At 70.4% G+C, this 16103-nt stretch carries 12 protein-coding genes and 1 pseudogene; 8 read left to right on the top strand and 5 right to left on the bottom strand.

Annotation, left to right across the window (positions count from 1 at the left end; genetic code table 11):
• The first annotated feature begins 7 nt into the window (after window positions 1–7).
• Window positions 8–1333: a Dyp-type peroxidase gene (locus J7E96_RS35505; RefSeq protein ID WP_215137827.1), complete on the top strand. Its 1326-nt coding sequence runs from the start codon at window positions 8–10 to the stop codon at window positions 1331–1333.
• Between the two features lie 181 nt (window positions 1334–1514).
• Window positions 1515–1997, top strand: a complete 483-nt coding sequence (locus tag J7E96_RS35510) for a hypothetical protein (RefSeq protein WP_251070902.1) — start codon at window positions 1515–1517, stop codon at window positions 1995–1997.
• Between the two features lie 84 nt (window positions 1998–2081).
• Here J7E96_RS35510 and J7E96_RS35515 read toward each other — a convergent pair whose 3' ends face one another.
• From J7E96_RS35515 to J7E96_RS35530, 4 genes and pseudogenes are all read right to left on the bottom strand, one after another.
• A complete protein-coding gene (locus J7E96_RS35515; protein ID WP_215137829.1) occupies window positions 2082–2435 on the bottom strand; it encodes a DoxX family protein in 354 nt (117 codons plus the stop codon).
• The gene (locus J7E96_RS35520; RefSeq protein ID WP_215137831.1) at window positions 2432–4213 is read right to left on the bottom strand and encodes an acetoacetate--CoA ligase; all 1782 of its coding nucleotides are present in this window, start codon (window positions 4211–4213) and stop codon (window positions 2432–2434) included. Before J7E96_RS35520 ends, J7E96_RS35515 begins: the two co-directional genes overlap by 4 nt.
• Window positions 4210–5781, bottom strand: coding sequence for a bifunctional 3-(3-hydroxy-phenyl)propionate/3-hydroxycinnamic acid hydroxylase (locus tag J7E96_RS35525; protein ID WP_308296288.1), 1572 nt, complete (start codon window positions 5779–5781; stop codon window positions 4210–4212). Before J7E96_RS35525 ends, J7E96_RS35520 begins: the two co-directional genes overlap by 4 nt.
• A gap of 23 nt (window positions 5782–5804) precedes the next feature.
• Window positions 5805–6725: pseudogene (locus J7E96_RS35530) on the bottom strand (VOC family protein); the annotation flags it as partial.
• 136 nt (window positions 6726–6861) lie between these two features.
• On the opposite strand from J7E96_RS35530, the gene J7E96_RS35535 reads away from it, so the two are divergent.
• From J7E96_RS35535 to J7E96_RS35555, 5 genes are all read left to right on the top strand, one after another.
• The gene (locus J7E96_RS35535; protein WP_215137833.1) at window positions 6862–7497 is read left to right on the top strand and encodes a TetR/AcrR family transcriptional regulator; all 636 of its coding nucleotides are present in this window, start codon (window positions 6862–6864) and stop codon (window positions 7495–7497) included.
• Between the two features lie 1008 nt (window positions 7498–8505).
• Complete coding sequence (locus J7E96_RS37990) at window positions 8506–8757, top strand: hypothetical protein (protein ID WP_251070903.1); 252 nt, start codon at window positions 8506–8508, stop codon at window positions 8755–8757.
• Between the two features lie 76 nt (window positions 8758–8833).
• Window positions 8834–9571 (top strand): hypothetical protein, encoded by a 738-nt coding sequence (locus J7E96_RS35545; RefSeq protein ID WP_215137834.1) that lies wholly within the window; start codon window positions 8834–8836, stop codon window positions 9569–9571.
• A 115-nt stretch (window positions 9572–9686) separates the two neighbouring features.
• The gene (locus J7E96_RS35550) at window positions 9687–10199 is read left to right on the top strand and encodes a toxin-antitoxin system, toxin component (RefSeq protein WP_215137836.1); all 513 of its coding nucleotides are present in this window, start codon (window positions 9687–9689) and stop codon (window positions 10197–10199) included.
• Between the two features lie 13 nt (window positions 10200–10212).
• On the top strand, window positions 10213–11445 hold the full coding sequence (locus J7E96_RS35555) for a DUF6545 domain-containing protein (RefSeq protein ID WP_215137838.1): 1233 nt from the start codon (window positions 10213–10215) through the stop codon (window positions 11443–11445).
• Window positions 11446–11518: 73 nt separating this feature from the next.
• Here J7E96_RS35555 and J7E96_RS35560 read toward each other — a convergent pair whose 3' ends face one another.
• Window positions 11519–14887: an ALF repeat-containing protein gene (locus tag J7E96_RS35560; RefSeq protein WP_215137840.1), complete on the bottom strand. Its 3369-nt coding sequence runs from the start codon at window positions 14885–14887 to the stop codon at window positions 11519–11521.
• A 603-nt stretch (window positions 14888–15490) separates the two neighbouring features.
• Between J7E96_RS35560 and J7E96_RS35565 the strand changes: the two genes are divergently transcribed.
• On the top strand, window positions 15491–16015 hold the full coding sequence (locus tag J7E96_RS35565; RefSeq protein WP_215137842.1) for a hypothetical protein: 525 nt from the start codon (window positions 15491–15493) through the stop codon (window positions 16013–16015).
• Window positions 16016–16103 lie beyond the last annotated feature (88 nt).

Genomic DNA, 16103 nt, shown 5'->3' on the forward strand with positions numbered 1-16103 from the left:
GCGCACCATGCCCTCACCTTTCCGGCGCCTGCGCCGGCCCCCCACCCTGGATCTCGACGACATCCAGGCGACCTTGCTGCGTGCCCGGCCCGAACCCTACTTCGGCACCCACGCGATCCTGGAGATCACCGAACCGGCCGCCGGCAGGGAACTGCTGCGCCGACTGGCCCCACGGGTGACCTCCGCGGCCCGCTGGGACGAACCCCAGCCGTCCTGGCTGGCCCTCGCCCTCAGTTACCAGGGACTGGTGGCGCTGGGCGTACCGGAGGAGTCGCTGGCCTCCTTCCCGGCCAACTTCCGTGCCGGAATGGCCGCCCGCGCCGAGCGCCTGCGCGACACCGGCCCGAACGCACCCCAGCACTGGGAGTTCCCCTTCGGGACCCCGCGCGTGCACGTCGCCGTCAGCGTCTACGCCGAGAACGAGAACGACTGGCGCGCCGAGGTCGCGGCGTACGAGAAGGAACTGGGCGACGTGCCCGGCGTACGGCTGCTGTCGCACCAGGACTTCGCGGCCGACGGGTTCAACGTGTTCGGCTACCGGGACGGGTTCAGCCAGCCGGTGGTCGAGGGCAGCGGCGCCGAACCGCTGCCGGGCGACGGCAGGCCGATCAAGGCCGGTGAGTTCGTGCTGGGCTACGCGAGCGAGACCGGTCTTCCGCTGCCCGTGCCGGCCCCCGACGCCCTCGGCCGCAACGGAACGTACGTCGTCTTCCGCAAGTACCACTCCCACGTCGCCGCGTTCAACAAGTTCCTGCACGACAACGCCCGAACCGAGGAGGAACGCGAGCTGCTGGCGGCCAAGCTCGTCGGTCGCTGGCGCAGCGGCGCACCGCTGGCGCTGGCCCCGGAGCGTGACGATACGGCGCTCGGCGAGGACCCGAACCGGATCAACGACTTCGACTACGCCGCCGACCCCCGCGGACTGTGCACCCCCCTGGGCTCGCACATCCGCCGGATGAACCCGCGCGACACGAAGCTGACGGTCCTCACCGACGTCAACATCCGCCGCAGCACCTCCTACGGTCACCCGCTGCCCGCAGACCGGCTCAAGGACGACGGCCGGCAGCGCGGTCTGGACTTCATCGCCCTCGGGTCCCGCGCCATCGACAACGTCGAGTTCTTGCAGAGCGAGTGGGTCAACTCCGGCAATTTCATGGGTCTGGGCAAGGAGAAGGACCCGATGATCTCGCTGCAGGACAAGGGCGCGTACTTCACGGTGCCCGGGACGCCGCCCCGGCGGGTGCAGGGCATCCAGTCCTTCAACACCCTGCTCGGCGGCGAGTACTTCTTCATGCCGAGCCTCTCCGCCATCCGCTGGCTCGGCAGCAACTGACCGCCATCCCCCGCGGAGGTCCACATGACCGCATCCCGTTCCTACGTCCGCTACCGGCCCGACCTCGAACAGCCCTTTCCCAACGAGGATGAACTCGTCCGCCAGGTCATCGAGGCCATGGGCAAGGCCAACCAGCAGTGGAGCGGGGTCCAGGGCAGCGCCCCAGGTCGCGTTCCACTCCATGGCCGCGATGCGCTACGGCGACCACGTCGCCAAGTTCTCGGCCGCCCCCCGCTCCGCCAACGTGAAGGCCCTCACCGGTCGGCCCGTGGAGAAAAAGGCGGGCGAGTCGGCCCTGCGTGACTTCGTCGTCGACTTCTTCGCCCACAACAGCGCCGAGTACGAGCTGCGGGCCCAGCTGTGCACGGACATCGACCGCATGCCCGTAGAAGACGCGTCGGTCCTGTGGCCCGAAGAACTGTCACCCCACGAAGTCGTGGCCGTGCTGCACCTGCCCGCCCAGGACGCCTACAGCGACGCCCGCCGCCGCTACGCCGACGACGTACTCTCCTTCAGCCCGTGGCACGCCCTGGAGGCCCACCGCCCGCTGGGCTCCATCATGCGCTCCCGCCGCGCCGCCTATCCCAGCTCCAGCGAGTTCCGCCACCGCTTCAACGGAGTCGAGCCCCACGAGCCGTCCGACATCAAGGAGCTCCCCGCCTGAACCCGGGAACAGCCCAAGGCCACCCCGCCTCATTTCGGCGGGGTGGCCTTCTTGGTACCGGCGGGGCCGTGTGCGGCCCCAGGATCAAGTGGCCGCCGACACAGCGGCGTACGCCGACGCCACCAGGGCCAGTACGGCGGCAGGCAGGGCCCGTACCGGCGGATCGCTGTGGCGCAGGTGCACCACAGCGGCCCCGGCCATCAGCAGCGCCAGCCCGATCGCGGCGGCCACACCGAGGGCGGGTGCGGCGGCCAGGCCCGCCACCAGACCGGCGACTCCAGCCACCTCCAGGGCGCCGACGACGCGGTAGAGACCCGGCGACATGCCGAGGTGGGCCGCCGCCTGGCACATGACCGGTACGGCGGCGATCTTCGCCACTCCCAGCGGAAGGAAGATCAGAGCGAGTACGACGGCGGTGGTGATCTGTGCCGTTCTCATGCCGAGGCCCTTCGGTTGCGGCGTTCGGCGCCCATCCCGGCGTAGTAGTCGATGAGTTCGGGGGCGTCCACCGAGGCAGGGTTGACGACCTGCTCGGCCAGGGAGCCCTGGAGAAGGCGTTTGACGGGGACTTCGAGCTTCTTGCCAGTACGGGTGTGCGGGATCGCGGGGACTTCGAGGATCTCGTCGGGGACGTGACGGGGTGAGGCGCCGGTGCGGATCGCCTCGCGGATCCGGTCGCGGAGGGCCTGGTCCAGGGTGACCCCGGCGGCGAGGACCACGAACAGCGGCATCCAGTAACCGCCGTCGGATTCCTCCGCGCCGATGACCAGGGCTTCGGCGATCTCCGGGAGGCGTTCGACGACGTCATGGATGTCGGCGCTGCCGAGCCGTACGCCGTTGCGGTTGAGCGTGGAGTCGGAGCGGCCGTGCACGATCACCGAGCCGTGGGAGGTGAGTGTGATCCAGTCGCCGTGGCGCCAGATGCCGGGGTAGGCCGCGAAGTAGGCGTCGTGGTATCGGGTGCCGTCCGGGTCGTTCCAGAAGTACAGCGGCATGGACGGCATGGGACGGGTGACGACCAGCTCACCGACCTGGTCGACGACCGGGTGGCCCTCGGCATCGTACGCCGCCAGCGCCACGCCGAGGTGGGGAGCCGACAGCTCGCCGGCCCAGACGGGGGTCGTGGGCGCGCTGCCGGCGAAGCCGGAGACGATGTCGGTGCCGCCGCTGATGGATGCGAGCAGGATGTGGTCGCCGACGTGGTCGCGGACCCAGGGGTAGGCGGAGGCCGGCAGGGTGGAGCCGGTGCAGGCGACCACGCGGACGGACGACAGGTCGTGCACGGAGGGGTCGATGCCGAACTTGGCCATGCCCAGCAGGTACTGGGGGCTGGTGCCGAAGACCGTGACGCGGTGGCGGGCCGCCAGCTCCCACAGGACGTCCGGGCGGGCGAGGGGGGCCGGGCTGCCGTCGTACGTGCACGTGGTCGCGCCGGTCAGCAACGTGGAGACGACCAAGTTCCACATCATCCAGTGGGTGGTGGTGTACCAGAGCGGCCAGGGCAGGTTCACGTGGTCGACCAGCAGGGTGGCCTTCAGCGTCGGCAGTGCGGTGGCCAGTTCGAGGGCGGCGTCGCGGCGGTCGTGCGTGGTGCCGTTGAAGAGGTAGCCGTCGGCGGTGATCAGGACCGTGGGTTCGAGCTGGGCGAAGCGGTCGGCGGCGGCCTTGGGGGCGTAGTCCTGCCCGCACACCGACCACACGGCGCCCAGGCTGGCGGCGGCGAGAAAAGCGACGACGGCGTGCGGGGTGTTGGGGAGGTAGCCCGCGACCCGGTCGCCCACGCCCACGCCGAGGTCGCGCAGGGTGGCGGCGACGGAGGCGACCTGGGCACGCAGCTGTCCGCCGGTCACCTCGTACCCGGACCCGGTCTCGTCGAGCGCGACGATCGCCGCGTCGTCGTCCGCGAGGTTGCGCAGGGCGTGGTGGGCGTAGTTGAGCGCGGCGCCGGGGAACCAGCGGGCGCCGGGCATGGTCTCCTCGGCCAGTACCTGCTCGTACGGCGTCGACGCTTCGATGTCGAAGTACGCCCAGACCGCGCCCCAGAACCCTTCGAGGTCGGTGACGGACCAGCGGTGCAGGGCGGTGTAGTCGGTGAGGTCCTCGCCCGTCTCACTGCCCCGATACGTGGCTGCCCAGCGGGCGAAGTCGACGATGCGACTGGCGGCTGCGGCCTCTGGACCGGGAGTGAAGAAGGGGGCAGGGTACGGCGTGTTCATCGCGTCGTGCTCCTCAACAGGGGCTTCTCAACAGTCCGTTGGGTAGTAAAGGGGCTTCGTGCGGTGTGCAGCAGGGATGCCCAGCCGGCGGTGTCCGTGAAGTCGCGGCTGCCGGCCGGTACGACGTCCGCGACGACACGGTCGGGGCGCAGCAGCACCGCGTCCGCCCGTCCCTCGCGCAGCCAGTCGGCGAGTCGGCCGTCGTTGCCGAGGCCGGTTACCGGGATGACACGGGCGCCGAGCCCGTGGGCGACCGCCTTCAGCGAAGGCGAAAGGGGAGCGGCGGTCAGGACGGCGAAGGAGTCGCCGAGCACGTCGTCGAGGCGGGCCCGCCGTCCATCGACGGTCACCCACGGCTGCGGGCAGAAGCGGCCCACGAGACCGCGGCCGCCCCCACGGATCCGACGGCGTACGAGCGGACCCGCGGCCAGGGCCGGACTGAGGTCGCGCCCTGCCGCCGTAGTGAGGCCGGGGATGCGGCAGGCCGCGCCCAGGACTCTGCGACGGATGGCGGCGACGCCGTCCTGGCCGCCGGTCATGGCCCAGCCCATCGCGACCGCGAGGCGGATCACATGCCGGGCATGCGGCTTGCGTTCGCTCTCATAGGTCTCCAACAGCCGCTCGTCCGCGCCCTGCCGCAGGACACGGGCCAGCTTCCATGTGACGTTGTAGGCGTCGCGCAGGCCGGAGCACAGTCCCTGCCCGACGAACGGCGGGGTGAGGTGCGCGGCGTCGCCGAGGAGGAACACCCGGCCGCGGTGCCACCGGTCGGCGATGCGGGCTCGGAAGGTGTACTGCGCCTGTCGCACCACGTCGAAGTCGGCGCCGTGTGCGAGGTCCACCCAGGGGGCGATCAGCTCGCGCAGCCGCTCGTGATCCAGTTCCGACGCCTCCCGCAGCCGGAACTCCCACCGGTAGCGGTCCTCGCCGATACGCATGAAGGTCGCCGGCCGGCTGGGGTCGCAGACCTGATCGACGCCCTCCCAGCTGCGGACCGGGAGGCTGGTGCGTACGTCGATGACGGTCCAGCGTTCCTCGAAACGCAGGTCCTCCCATACGGCGCCGATGGCGTCGCGGGTCACGCTGTTGGCGCCGTCGCAGCCGAGGACCGCGTCCGCCCGCAGGAGGTGTTCGCCCTCGTCGTCCCGGTACGTCACACTGACCGGCCCGTCGGCGTCCTGCTCGACGCCGACGACCTCCACCCCGCCGCGCAGCTCGCACTCCGGGCGCCGGGCCAGGGCGTCCCGCAGCAGTCGTTCCAGCTCGGGCTGGTCGAACATGCTGGTCTGTGGGAAGCCGTGCGGTCCCTGCGCGGCGCGCGGGAACTCGGCCATCACCCGGTGCCGGGCGTCCAGCAGCCGCAGGCCCCGCGCGGGGCGGGCGATCGCGGCGAACTCCTCCTGGACCCCTGCGGCCTGGAAGATCCGGCGCACCTCGTCGTCGGTGGCCACGGCGCGGGGCAGGGGGTAGAGGTCGTGGTGGCGTTCGAGGACGACGGTCCTCACACCACGCCGGGCGAGCAGGAGGGCGGCGGTCACGCCCACGGGCCCGGCTCCGACGATCACCACGGGTACGTGTCCCGGCCTGGGTGGTCGGGGTCGCGCCAGTAGTCGAAGAGCTGGCTGCCCTGGATGTGCCGGCCGATACCCCAGCTGCGCTTGTAGCCACGCTCGGCCAGGTACTCGCCGCCGGCGGCGATCGAGTCCAGGTCGGTGACCTGGTAGGCGGAGTGGACGTAGCCGTTGCCCGGCCCAAGGTGCATGGCCAGCGTGTGATGGTCGACCGCCACACTGCCCTGGTCGCAGCGGATGAACGCCATCGTGGGACCACGGTCGCGCTGCCCGTCCAGGAACAGGAAGTCGGACACGATCATCCCGAGAGTGTCGAGGTACCAGTCCAGAGCGCGGGCGAACACCCTCGTCTCCAGCACCACATGACCCAGGCGCTGGATCCGCGACGGTTCACGTGGCGGACGCTGGGTGACATTGGTACGACGGTGATCGGTGCCGAAGTTGAGGAGCAGCGGCTGCTGCTCGGGCAGCGTCGGCAGTTCCTCGCCGCAGTGCACGACACGCACGGGGAAGCCCGACGGGTCGAGCAGGTTCACGACCTTGCCGCCGCCCGGGACGTCCGCGTCCCGTACATCCGTCCCCGTCGCCCGTGCGAGCCGGTCCAGGTCGGTCCGCTCGGCGGCACGGAACGCCGGACCGATGAAGCGGGAGGTGCTTCCACGACGGATCACCATGCAGAGCGAGCCCGCGAAGGTACCGCGCAGCCACAGCTCCCGGTCGGTGCGGGCAGCGATCCCGAATCCGAAGTCACGGGCGAAGACCTCCGCCCGGTCCAGGTCGGGCTTCTCGAACTCCAGCCAGGCCAGGTCAGCGACCTTGATCACCGGGTTGCGGGACCGCCCGGGATGCTCGCCCCGTACGGCGCCCTGCTCGCTGTGGAGGTCCTGGTGGGCCGTCCTGACGTCCGTGACGCCGACTGCGTTGACGCGGGTTTCGGACATGGTGTCCTCCAAGCGACATTGACGTAATGAGGAAATCACCAACTCTGATGTCTCTATCGTCAATAGCTGGACCCAAGGAAGGTGATGAATCCATCAGAACTGTGGCGCTGCGGGTCTCATTGCTAGACTCCCGCGTATGCCGACGTCAGCCCCGCCCCACAACCGTTTCGAACGACGCCGCGCCGAGACCCGTCAGGCCCTCGTCCGTGCGGCCCGGCAGATCCTCGCCGAGACCGGGGACACCAGTGCGAGCATCCAGGCGATCGCGGAGCGCGCGGACGTCGGTTTCGGCTCCTTCTACAACCACTTCGAGTCGAAGGCGGAACTGTTCGACACGGCGGTGGTGGACGCGCTGGAGGAGTTCGGGCAGGCCATCGACGAGCGTCTGCGGGGGACCGGCGACCCGGCCGAGCTGGTCGCGGCGAGCCTGAGGCTCAGCCTGCGGATGGTCGACTCCCACCCGGAGCTCATGCAGGTACTGCGTCACCGCGGACTCGGCCATGTCCACTCCGACCGGGGGCTGGCGCCCCGAGCCCTGCGCGACCTGGAACGCGGCGTCGCCGCGGGCCGCTTCGTCGCTGTCGACCCGACCGTCGCCCTGTCCGCGCTGGGCGGGTCCCTGCTGTCCCTGGTGGAGCTGAGGTTCGCCCGCCCCGAGCTCGACGCCGACGAGGCGGCCGCCAACCTGGCCGAGATGGTCCTGCGCATGCTGGGGGTTCCTGCGGACGACGCCCGCGACATCGCCCGTCGCCCCCTCCCCGACCTGGCCTGACCGGGGGTACCGGTTCGGCGGGGTGGCTCGCAGCCGGCCGCCCGCAGCGGCCGGTCCGGGGCGCCGTTTCGCAGGCTGATCCCGCCTGTCGGCCGTGGGGGCGGCATTCGCCTGACGTGGCGTCAGAAGACTCGGCAACTGGTCAGCTCGAATGCTGGGAATCCTGCCGAAAGCAGTCGTAAAGCGAGCCGTTGTAGAGTGAAGGAACCGCCCTTGACCTGGAAGACAGGCAGGGAGCCGAACCCCGGGAGTGCCTCAATGCTGCGTACCCTCTTCAAGTCCTACATCTAGCATTTGCTTATCTTTGCAGGTCAGGGTCATGGCGATCGGGTTGAAGTCAGCAAATGGTCAGCATCGGACCCGATGGAGTCCAGACGCTGTCGACCTTCCGTTGTGGCGATGGATCCTGGTCCCATTGCGGGATTCGGCGCGTCGTGAAGGCTCCGGCGGGAGCCGGTCGGAGTTTGAGGACAGCCGCCAAGCGATGCGAGTGCGCCGGACATCCGTCGCACGACCAGATCCTTCCGCGGGGGTGAGCCCGGGGCCCTGGCGCGGGGTCCAGATGGTCACCACGAGCACCAGTTGGAGGGCGCACAGCACACGTGCGCTCTTCCAGCGGTGCGACACCGCCGGCGCACCGGCGAGGAGCAGCGCCGCAGCGGGGGACTCCTCGACGAGGCCGCACCACCCGGGGCTCGGACAAGCTCTTCGACTGGAACGCCTTCCACAAGGGCGTGACCCTCAAGTGCGCCGCCGTCGCCCACGCCGATGCCTGGACCGGCCCGAAGGCCCCCGCCACCGGCAGCTCCGCCGCCTACCGCACCCTGCCCGGGTCGGCGACCAGCAGGGAGGTCGAAGCATCGGCTCGGTGGAACTCACCGACTCGCGGACCACCACGTTCAACGGCGCCGGTCTCACCGCGATCAACGCCATCCGGATGCGCCACGACGGCGACCCCGTCGTCCCCGCCCCAGCTGCGTCGGCGACTGGTGGCTGCGGCTGCACGGCATGGGCAAGGTCGACGGCGCCGGCGGCTGGATCTGTCTGGACAACCACGGCAACCCTTCCAACCTGGCCGTCTCCGTGGTCGAACTCGCGGCCCGACGTACCCGGCCGCATCCTTCGTCGGCCACGCCTGGCCGACCAGCCGTCCACACCCGCGGACTGCACCGCGAGCCGCACCTGACCCGGCCCGGCAGCCGGACGCCCGGAGGGGTGCCCGGCCACCCACCGGCCGGGACGAGCCCGGAGCCGGCGTGATCGGGGGATCGGTGATGTCGGCTCAACGGTGGTTGCTAGCCTTGCAGGGCCTCGTCCGATGACCGCGGGAGTTCTTGTGAGTGATGGGCCTGCTCAGGACCTGATGGGCACGGTGCGTCGGATCGACTCGCTGTTGGACCGCATGGGATTGAACCGCGGGGACGTGCTCCGGGTGGAGGGCGAGGGCGGGCTGTCGTATGCCTCCGGGGTGGCCGTGGAGGAGGTACGGGAGCTGCTGCGTGGCAAGCGGTCCGCTGAGCCCGGCCCGGATGTGGACGTGGTCGAGGCGCGCCACCGGCGCGTGGTCGAGCGGATCCTGTTCCTGCGCGCGACGCGGCTGCGCGCGGCCGCGGACGGCAGCAGACGGGCTTACTCCATAGCGGAGATCGCGGTCGGCGCGGGAACCAGTGCGCAGTGGCTCGACAAGATGATCAAAACAGGCAGGGCGCCCAACCTCGACCACGCCGCCGGGATCGCGGCATTCTTCGGAGAGAAGATCGAGTTCCTGGTCGCCGAACCGGCCGAGGCGCTGGACCGGGTCCTGCAGCAGATCCACAAGGACCTGCTGGAGCGGACCGTGGAGCGCCAGGACCAGGACCTGCGGCGCCTGCGAACCGCGGGGCCCGTGAGCGAGGTGGATCCCTCCCTCGGCGTTGTCGCGTACGCTGCCCGGGCTCTGGCCGACGTACCGGACGACACCGCCCAGCCCCTGATCGCCCTGATCGAGTCCGTAGCGCGGCGTTCCCGGGAGGAGCGCGCCCGCGAGGCCCGCGCGGCCCTCGAGAACGGCGTGGTGCACAATGACGTCGATTGACCGCAGCGGCGTGGAAACCATGTCTCACCAGCGGTGACGCGCAAGGAACGATGCATGGGGGGCTGTGCATCCGGCACGAGGGACGGGTGGCACGGGGGTGGGGGTCTCGCGAGAGATGAGACGGTATCGCGACGCGCTGTTCATGGGTCTGCCGCAGCCGGTTCCTGAGCGACCCGTGGAGCTGCTGAAGGCGTTCTGCGCGTGTGCGGCACGGCGCAGCGGGCGCGAAGTGCGCCTGATGCTCGAAGAGTTCCCGCCGGACACGGTGACGGGCCTGTGGCTGGACATGGGCGACCACGACCTGATCGTCGTCGAGGCGAACACCTCTCCCCTGCACCAGGTCGTGATCCTGGGGCATGAGCTGTGGCACCTCAAGGAGGGGCACTGCGGTCATGGCAGCGCGGCCGGTGCGAGGGCCGCGGCCCGCATGCTGGGGGACCGCTGGAGCCTTTCCGACGCAGTCACCCACGTCGCCGCCCGTACGGAGCCGGACCTCGAAGAGGAGCGGCGGGCGGAAGAGTTCGGCCGGATGCTGGCCGACCGGGTAAGGCCCTACCTGGAGCGCAGGCGCGGCACGACACCCTCGGGCGGAGTGCCCGGCCGCATCTGGGCGTCGCTCAGAGGATGACGGGCGAGAAGGCGTGAATCTCTACATCCCGGCTGCCGCGCTCGGCATCGTGCTGGTTGTCAAACTCCCCTCGTTGGTGAGGCGCTGGCGCAGCCCCGTGGTCCGCAGCGTCAACGCCGTGATCTTCCTGCAGGCCGCGGCGTTCTTCTTCTCGGCGCCCCCGACGATCACAGTCGTCAACAAGACGACCGGCGTCAGCAACTTCTCGGCGGTACTGGTCTACTGCATCCTCTCCGCCTACGCGTGTGCCTCCCGGGTCCTCATGGAGAACTGGCGCGAGGACGTGGAGGCCCTCCCTCACACCCGCCGCCGGGTCAGGCGTTGGATCTGGGGCCACGGTGTCGTGACCGTGCTGCTCATCGGCTGTTTCGTAGGGGGCGAGGCGCCGGTCGAACGGCAGCGTGACTTCGAGACGTACTACGCCAACACACCCTTCATGCGCGAGATGGTGCTGCTCTGCCTGTTCGCCGTCACCGCCGCTGCCGCCGCGGCGGCAGCCGCGTGCTGGAAATGGGCGCGAGACATCCGCAGGGAGTTCCCCGAGCGGAGGACACCGGCTGGAGGCTTGCTGCGCATCGGGCTCACCGTCCTGGCCGTCGGCTTCCTGACCAACGTCACCTACGGTACGGCCAAGCTGGCCGCGGTCGTGGCCGCCTGGAGCGGCCGGGACTGGGAACCGCTCAACCGGGTGGCGATGTCCTTCGCCTGCCTCGGCACCCTCCTCGTCGCCGTCGGCTTCCTCATCCCCATCGTCGGACCCTGGATGACCCCACAGGTCTTCGGACCTCTGCGGACTCTGCGCTCCCTGGGTCCCCTGCGGCGAACGATCGGCGGCGTCGGCGGTCCCCGTGGCCGGATGCGGCTCTCCACTCCCTGGTACGCCGGCCCCGGCCGGCGCCTCACGGACCGGATGACCGACATCCACGACCGGATGCTGGAGCTGGGGGCGTATTACTCGGAGGACGTACGGGCGGCCGCCTACGCCCGGGCCCTGGAGGGCGGCAGGACGGAGGCCGAGAGTGTCGCCTTCGGCCTGGCCGCCATGTTCAGGGCCGCGGCGGACGCCCGCGCCCTCGCGATGCCCGCCGACAAGGAACAGGGCGTGGCGGCGGTTCGGGCGCTGCGGGCCGCCGAAGCCGAGTACCCCGACCTTCTGGTCGGCATCTCCCGAGCCCTTCCGGCCCTGGCCGTCATGCCGCACGGCGCTCCTGCCGGAGCGGCGGCTTCCCCGAGTCGGGACCGGTAACCCTCCGGGCAGTCGCCCGAGGTCCGGCGGCATCGCTGCCACCGGACCTCAGGGTGTTCCGACTCGGCACCGATCAGTGCGCGGTCAGCCGGTTGACGATCGCGCTGAAGCCGTCATATGCGGCGCTCGTGAGCTCCTTGGCGACGTGGGGGATGTCCTTCGCCAGCGTGGCGATCACCCTCCCCTTCCCGAAGGTGATGAGGCTGAGCCCTGCGACGCCGAGGGAGCTGTAGAACTCCTCGCTGCCGAATCCGTAGCCCATCCCGGTGTAGAACGCGGTCGCGAAGTCGAAGACGACGGCGGTCACACTCAGGACGAGTGCCACCGTCTCCAGAGCCATGGTGACGGGAAGACCGACTCCGGTGAAGCCGACGGCCACACCGCCGAGACCGGCCACGATGCTGCCCACGCCGGCGTAGAAGGCCACTTCATGGCTGCGGTGGGCAGCAGCCTTCCACTCCGACACGGGTACACCCCACCTGACCTCGTCGTGCTCGGAGGCGTCGGCCAGGTTCGTCCTGGCGGCCTCGGCCGCCGCCATCACTTCCGCGGCCAGCTGGGCCTCTGCCCTGTCCTGCGCCTCCCGCTTGTGCACCGCCTCCAGGCGAGCCTCACCGGCCGCGCCGGCCGCCTCTGCCGCGTTCTTGCCCGCCAGGATCGCGGAGGCACGGGCCTGAGTCGCCCACGCCTTCGCGTTGGCCGCGGAGGTGATCGCGGTGCGAGCGGACTTGATGGCCTGGTTGGCGGAGAAGTTCGCCGAGCGGGCGGCGACGCGGGCGGCGACCGCTGCCTGCTTCGCCTGGTCGGCCGAGGCCTGCGCCTTGCGGGCGGACGCTTCGGCCTGGTCCGCGTATGCGTTCGCCCGCTCAGCGGAGGTGGCGGCTCGAGTGGCCGCCTGCTGCGCCTTCCCTGCCCACAACTCCGCTTCCTCGCCGGCCTTGCGAGCTGTGGCCGCTGCCTCCTGGGCACGGGCGGCATCCTCCTGCGCCTTGTCGGCGATCCGCGCGGCGGCGGCGATGGCACCCTGCATCGCCGCGACGTGGGTGGCGAAGTCGTGGTCCAGCTGCGCGGTCTCGTACTGGGCGGAGGCGATGAACTTCCGGCGCATCCAAGCGGGACCCTCGAGAGCCGCTTGGGCATGGGCCTTGGTGTACGGACCCGCGGTCTGGAGGAGGGCCGCGGTGGCCACCGCGTCGTCCTCCCGCTGCGCCTTCTCGAACGTGACGGCGAGGAACTGGTGCAGCGCCTCGGGCGTTCCCGCGTCCAGCGCGGCGTTGGCCGCCTCGGTGACCGCGCGGCCGGGCTGCTGGGCCAGCAGGCGCGCGACGATGACGCGGTTGTCCGCCCCCGCCGCCTGGATGGCACCGGTGCGCAGGAACGTCGCGGCAGCATCGGGATCGCTGCTGTTCAGCGCCGCGGTCGCGGCGAAGGCGACCTTCGAGGGGGAGATCCGGGCGAGGTGGACGGTGGTCTCCCGGTCGTCCTGCCGTTGTGCGATCTGCCGGTCGCTGTCGACCCAGGCGTGGACGTCCGCGTCCGTACCGGCCAGGGCGAACTGGGCAGCCTCCCGGGACCAGACGCCGTGGGAGTCCATGACGGCGAGGGCCGCCTTGCGGCCCAAGTCGGCGGCCGCTGCCAGGTTTCCGGCCCGCAGCGCCGATTCCGCCTGCGCTACGAGGTTCTTCGTCGCCTGGGAAGTCTGCTCGGCCTGGGCTCGCTTCGCCTCGGTCTCCGCCTTCCAGCGGACCTCGGCCTGGGCGAAGAGGCGCATTTCCTCGATGGCCCGCTGTACCTCGTGGTCCAGCCGCTGCTGTTCGGCCTCGCGCGCGTCCTTCTCCACCTTGATCGCCTCGACGACCGCTGCCGTGGCCTTGTCGGCGGCCAAGGTGGCCTCATTGGCGAACTCGGTGGACTTGTTCGCGTAGTCCACCGCCTGACCGGCGTACGTGACGGCCCAGTCGCAGGCCTCCGCGGCCTTGATCGCATGGGCGGCCGCACTGTAGGCGGCGTTCCGGGCGTTACGCGCGGCGGTCGCGGCCGCGCTCGCGAGGGCCTGCGCCGTCCCGGCGGCGTTGGTGGCGATCCGGGCGTTTGTGGTGGCGATCTGTGCCTGACGCGTGGCTTCCGCGGCCTCCGACTGGGCCACACCGGCCGAGCGCTCCGCGGACCTCTGGGCTGCCTCCGCCGTGGCGGCGGCCTGGCGTGCCGCGCCGGCGGCGTTGGCACCGATGTCGGCGCACTGCTGCGCGGCGTTGGCGGCCTGCTCGGCCTGGTCCGCTGTGGCCCGGGCCTTGGCGGCGACGTTCCGGGCGAAGACGGCGGCATCCTTGGCCTTGCCGGACAGAGCGGCGTCCTTGGAGGCGGCGATGGCCGCCCTGTACGCCGTTGACGCGGCGGTGCCCGCGGCGGCTGCCGCCTGGCTCGCGGCCATAGCGGCGTTCGCGGCGCGACGGGAAGCCTGAATGGCGGCATGGGCGGCGTTGGTGGCCATCCGCGCCGCGTCGGACGCTCCCCTCGCGGCCTCGGCCGCCTTGCGGGCCGCCTGGGCGGCCTTCACGACGTCGTTCTCCGCCAGGCGGGCCTCGGCCTCCGCCGTCTCCGCGGCTTGCTTGGCCTTGGCCGCGGCTTCCACGGCCCGGGCGGAGGCCTCTTCGGCCTGCTTCGTCTTGGATTCGGCTGTCTTGCCCTCGCGTTGGGCGACGGCGAGGAGCTCCTCGATCTTGGACCGCTCCTGGTCGCGGGCGCGGGCGATGTGCTGGCCGGTGTCGAGGAACCACTCGACATCGGCTTCCGTACCCGACAGCGCCCTGTTGGCGTACTTCTGCACCTCCGGGCCCGCCAGCATCAAGAGCTTGGAGGCCTCGACGCGCGAGTCCTCCAACCTGGCCGTGAACTGGTCCGTGGTGAGGAACTTCTCCAGCGCGGCCGGGGAGCCGTCGGTGAGGGCGGCGTTGCCCGCCTTGGTCACGGCCTTCCCACTGGTGGACATCACCGTGACGGTGGCCACTCGCAGGTCCTCCACGTGGGCGGTCTTGAAGCCGCCCGCGAGGAACGCGGCGATGGCGGAGTCCCCACCGTTGAGCGCGGCGGTCGCCTCACGACGGGTCCCCTTGCCGGCCACCGCGAGGCTGCTCAGGAGTGCGGCGCGGTTGTCCACCGCGGTCTCCGACGCGAGTTTGACGGCCAGGAAGTTCTGCACGTCGGCGTCCGACCCGGTCAGGGCGGCAGCGGCGGCGGCACGAACTGCCTTTCCGCCCAGCACCCATGCCTTGACGACCTTGGCGCGGTCGGTGTCCGGCAGCAGGAACGGGTCGTCCTGCGGAGGCGCTGTCTCGGCCCAGGCTGCCGTGGGATTGAGGACGAGGCTGGAGGTGGTGACGACGGCAGCAGTGGCCGCGATGGCGCCGAGAATGCGCCGCCTACTCCAATAAATGGTGTCCAAAACGGTCCTTCGCTATCGGCGCATGGCACGCTGCTAAAGAGTGCGGCGGGTCCAGGGCGGCAAGGTGTGAATCGCGTTTCAATCGTCGGACCTTGGAACGCATTGCGAGGTCCGAGAGGCGCGCAGCATGACCCTACCCGGGACACGCGGCTTTGGCTAGACGGTAGTTGATGAGCAATCAACGACCGTTTATTCAACCCCATCTAGAGGGCTCGACCGGCTGCCGACCGGTCACTCAAATCGGGCGCAAACCGCCCCGAGTGGCACGTACTCCCTGGTCAGTGTCTATCGCTCCATGTGAGCCACGTCACCTGCCCAGGGGCTCGCCGACGCCCTTCCGCTGCGCTTGAGCGCACCCGTACGGCGCCTGGTGCACGGACGTCCTCGCGTCGCCGTCAATGCGGGGAATTGATTGACAGGCTGTCACGTTCGTTTTGCTGGACTTGATTTCCGCTGCAGGTGTGCGGTTAAGATCCCGGAGGAAGTTGGGGGCTTCCAAGGAGAGATCACCCGTCTTTGACGCATCTCTTGTTGGTTGGACATGGGCCTTCGCATCCGTATGACACTTCCGGGCAGTGACCGGAACTGAAGACTGGGGTAGGGATGAAGGCACGCAAGAATCTCGTCCGCACGGTGGCCGCGGCCACGGCCGCCGGCGCGCTGGCATGGCTGGCGATCACAGGCGCCAACGGTGCCACTGCAGGCGGGGCCGCCACGGACGCCGCCGCGATGAAGTCCATCGCCGAGGAAGGCCCGGGCTACGCCATCGAGGACTTCGGCTACCCGAACGCCGACAAGATCCTCGCCGAGCAGAACATCACCCTCAAGCGCGGTGACGGCCACATCCTCCTCGCCGACTGCGCGAGCGCGACCGACCTCCTGGAGGTCTGGTCCCGCGCGAAGGAGAAGATCTGCTTCCGGGTCACCGGGACCACCGGCTACCTGACCTTGGAGATCCCCTCGGTCTTCGCCGTCAAGGGCAACGACTACTCCGCTCAGGTCGACATGAAGGTCGGCGCGGAGGAGAAGACGTGGGACGTGAACAAGAATTCCTGGACCGCGGTGGGCGAGAGCGCCGACGAGCAGGGTCGCGAGTTCATGCTCATGGAGATCCGGACCTCCAAGTAACGCCTGTACGGCACTGGCAGAGGTCAGCCAGGACCGCCGACAGGAACGGCGTTCGGACGCGCGTCCGGCCGGCACTCGATTGCTTCCC

Origin of the sequence: Streptomyces sp. ISL-96 (genome assembly GCF_018614035.1) — a bacterium.
Taxonomy (GTDB): domain Bacteria; phylum Actinomycetota; class Actinomycetes; order Streptomycetales; family Streptomycetaceae; genus Streptomyces.

Excerpts from the sequence above, each read along its gene's own strand:
- J7E96_RS35520 (WP_215137831.1), bottom strand. The coding sequence starts at position 4,213 with ATGAACACGCCGTACCCTGCCCCCTTCTTCACTCCCGGTCCAGAGGCC.
- J7E96_RS37990 (WP_251070903.1), top strand. The coding sequence starts at position 8,506 with ATGGGCAAGGTCGACGGCGCCGGCGGCTGGATCTGTCTGGACAACCAC.
- J7E96_RS35565 (WP_215137842.1), top strand. The coding sequence starts at position 15,491 with ATGAAGGCACGCAAGAATCTCGTCCGCACGGTGGCCGCGGCCACGGCC.
- J7E96_RS35550 (WP_215137836.1), top strand. The coding sequence starts at position 9,687 with ATGAGACGGTATCGCGACGCGCTGTTCATGGGTCTGCCGCAGCCGGTT.
- J7E96_RS35510 (WP_251070902.1), top strand. The coding sequence starts at position 1,515 with ATGGCCGCGATGCGCTACGGCGACCACGTCGCCAAGTTCTCGGCCGCC.
- J7E96_RS35515 (WP_215137829.1), bottom strand. The coding sequence starts at position 2,435 with ATGAGAACGGCACAGATCACCACCGCCGTCGTACTCGCTCTGATCTTC.
- J7E96_RS35505 (WP_215137827.1), top strand. The coding sequence starts at position 8 with ATGCCCTCACCTTTCCGGCGCCTGCGCCGGCCCCCCACCCTGGATCTC.
- J7E96_RS35535 (WP_215137833.1), top strand. The coding sequence starts at position 6,862 with ATGCCGACGTCAGCCCCGCCCCACAACCGTTTCGAACGACGCCGCGCC.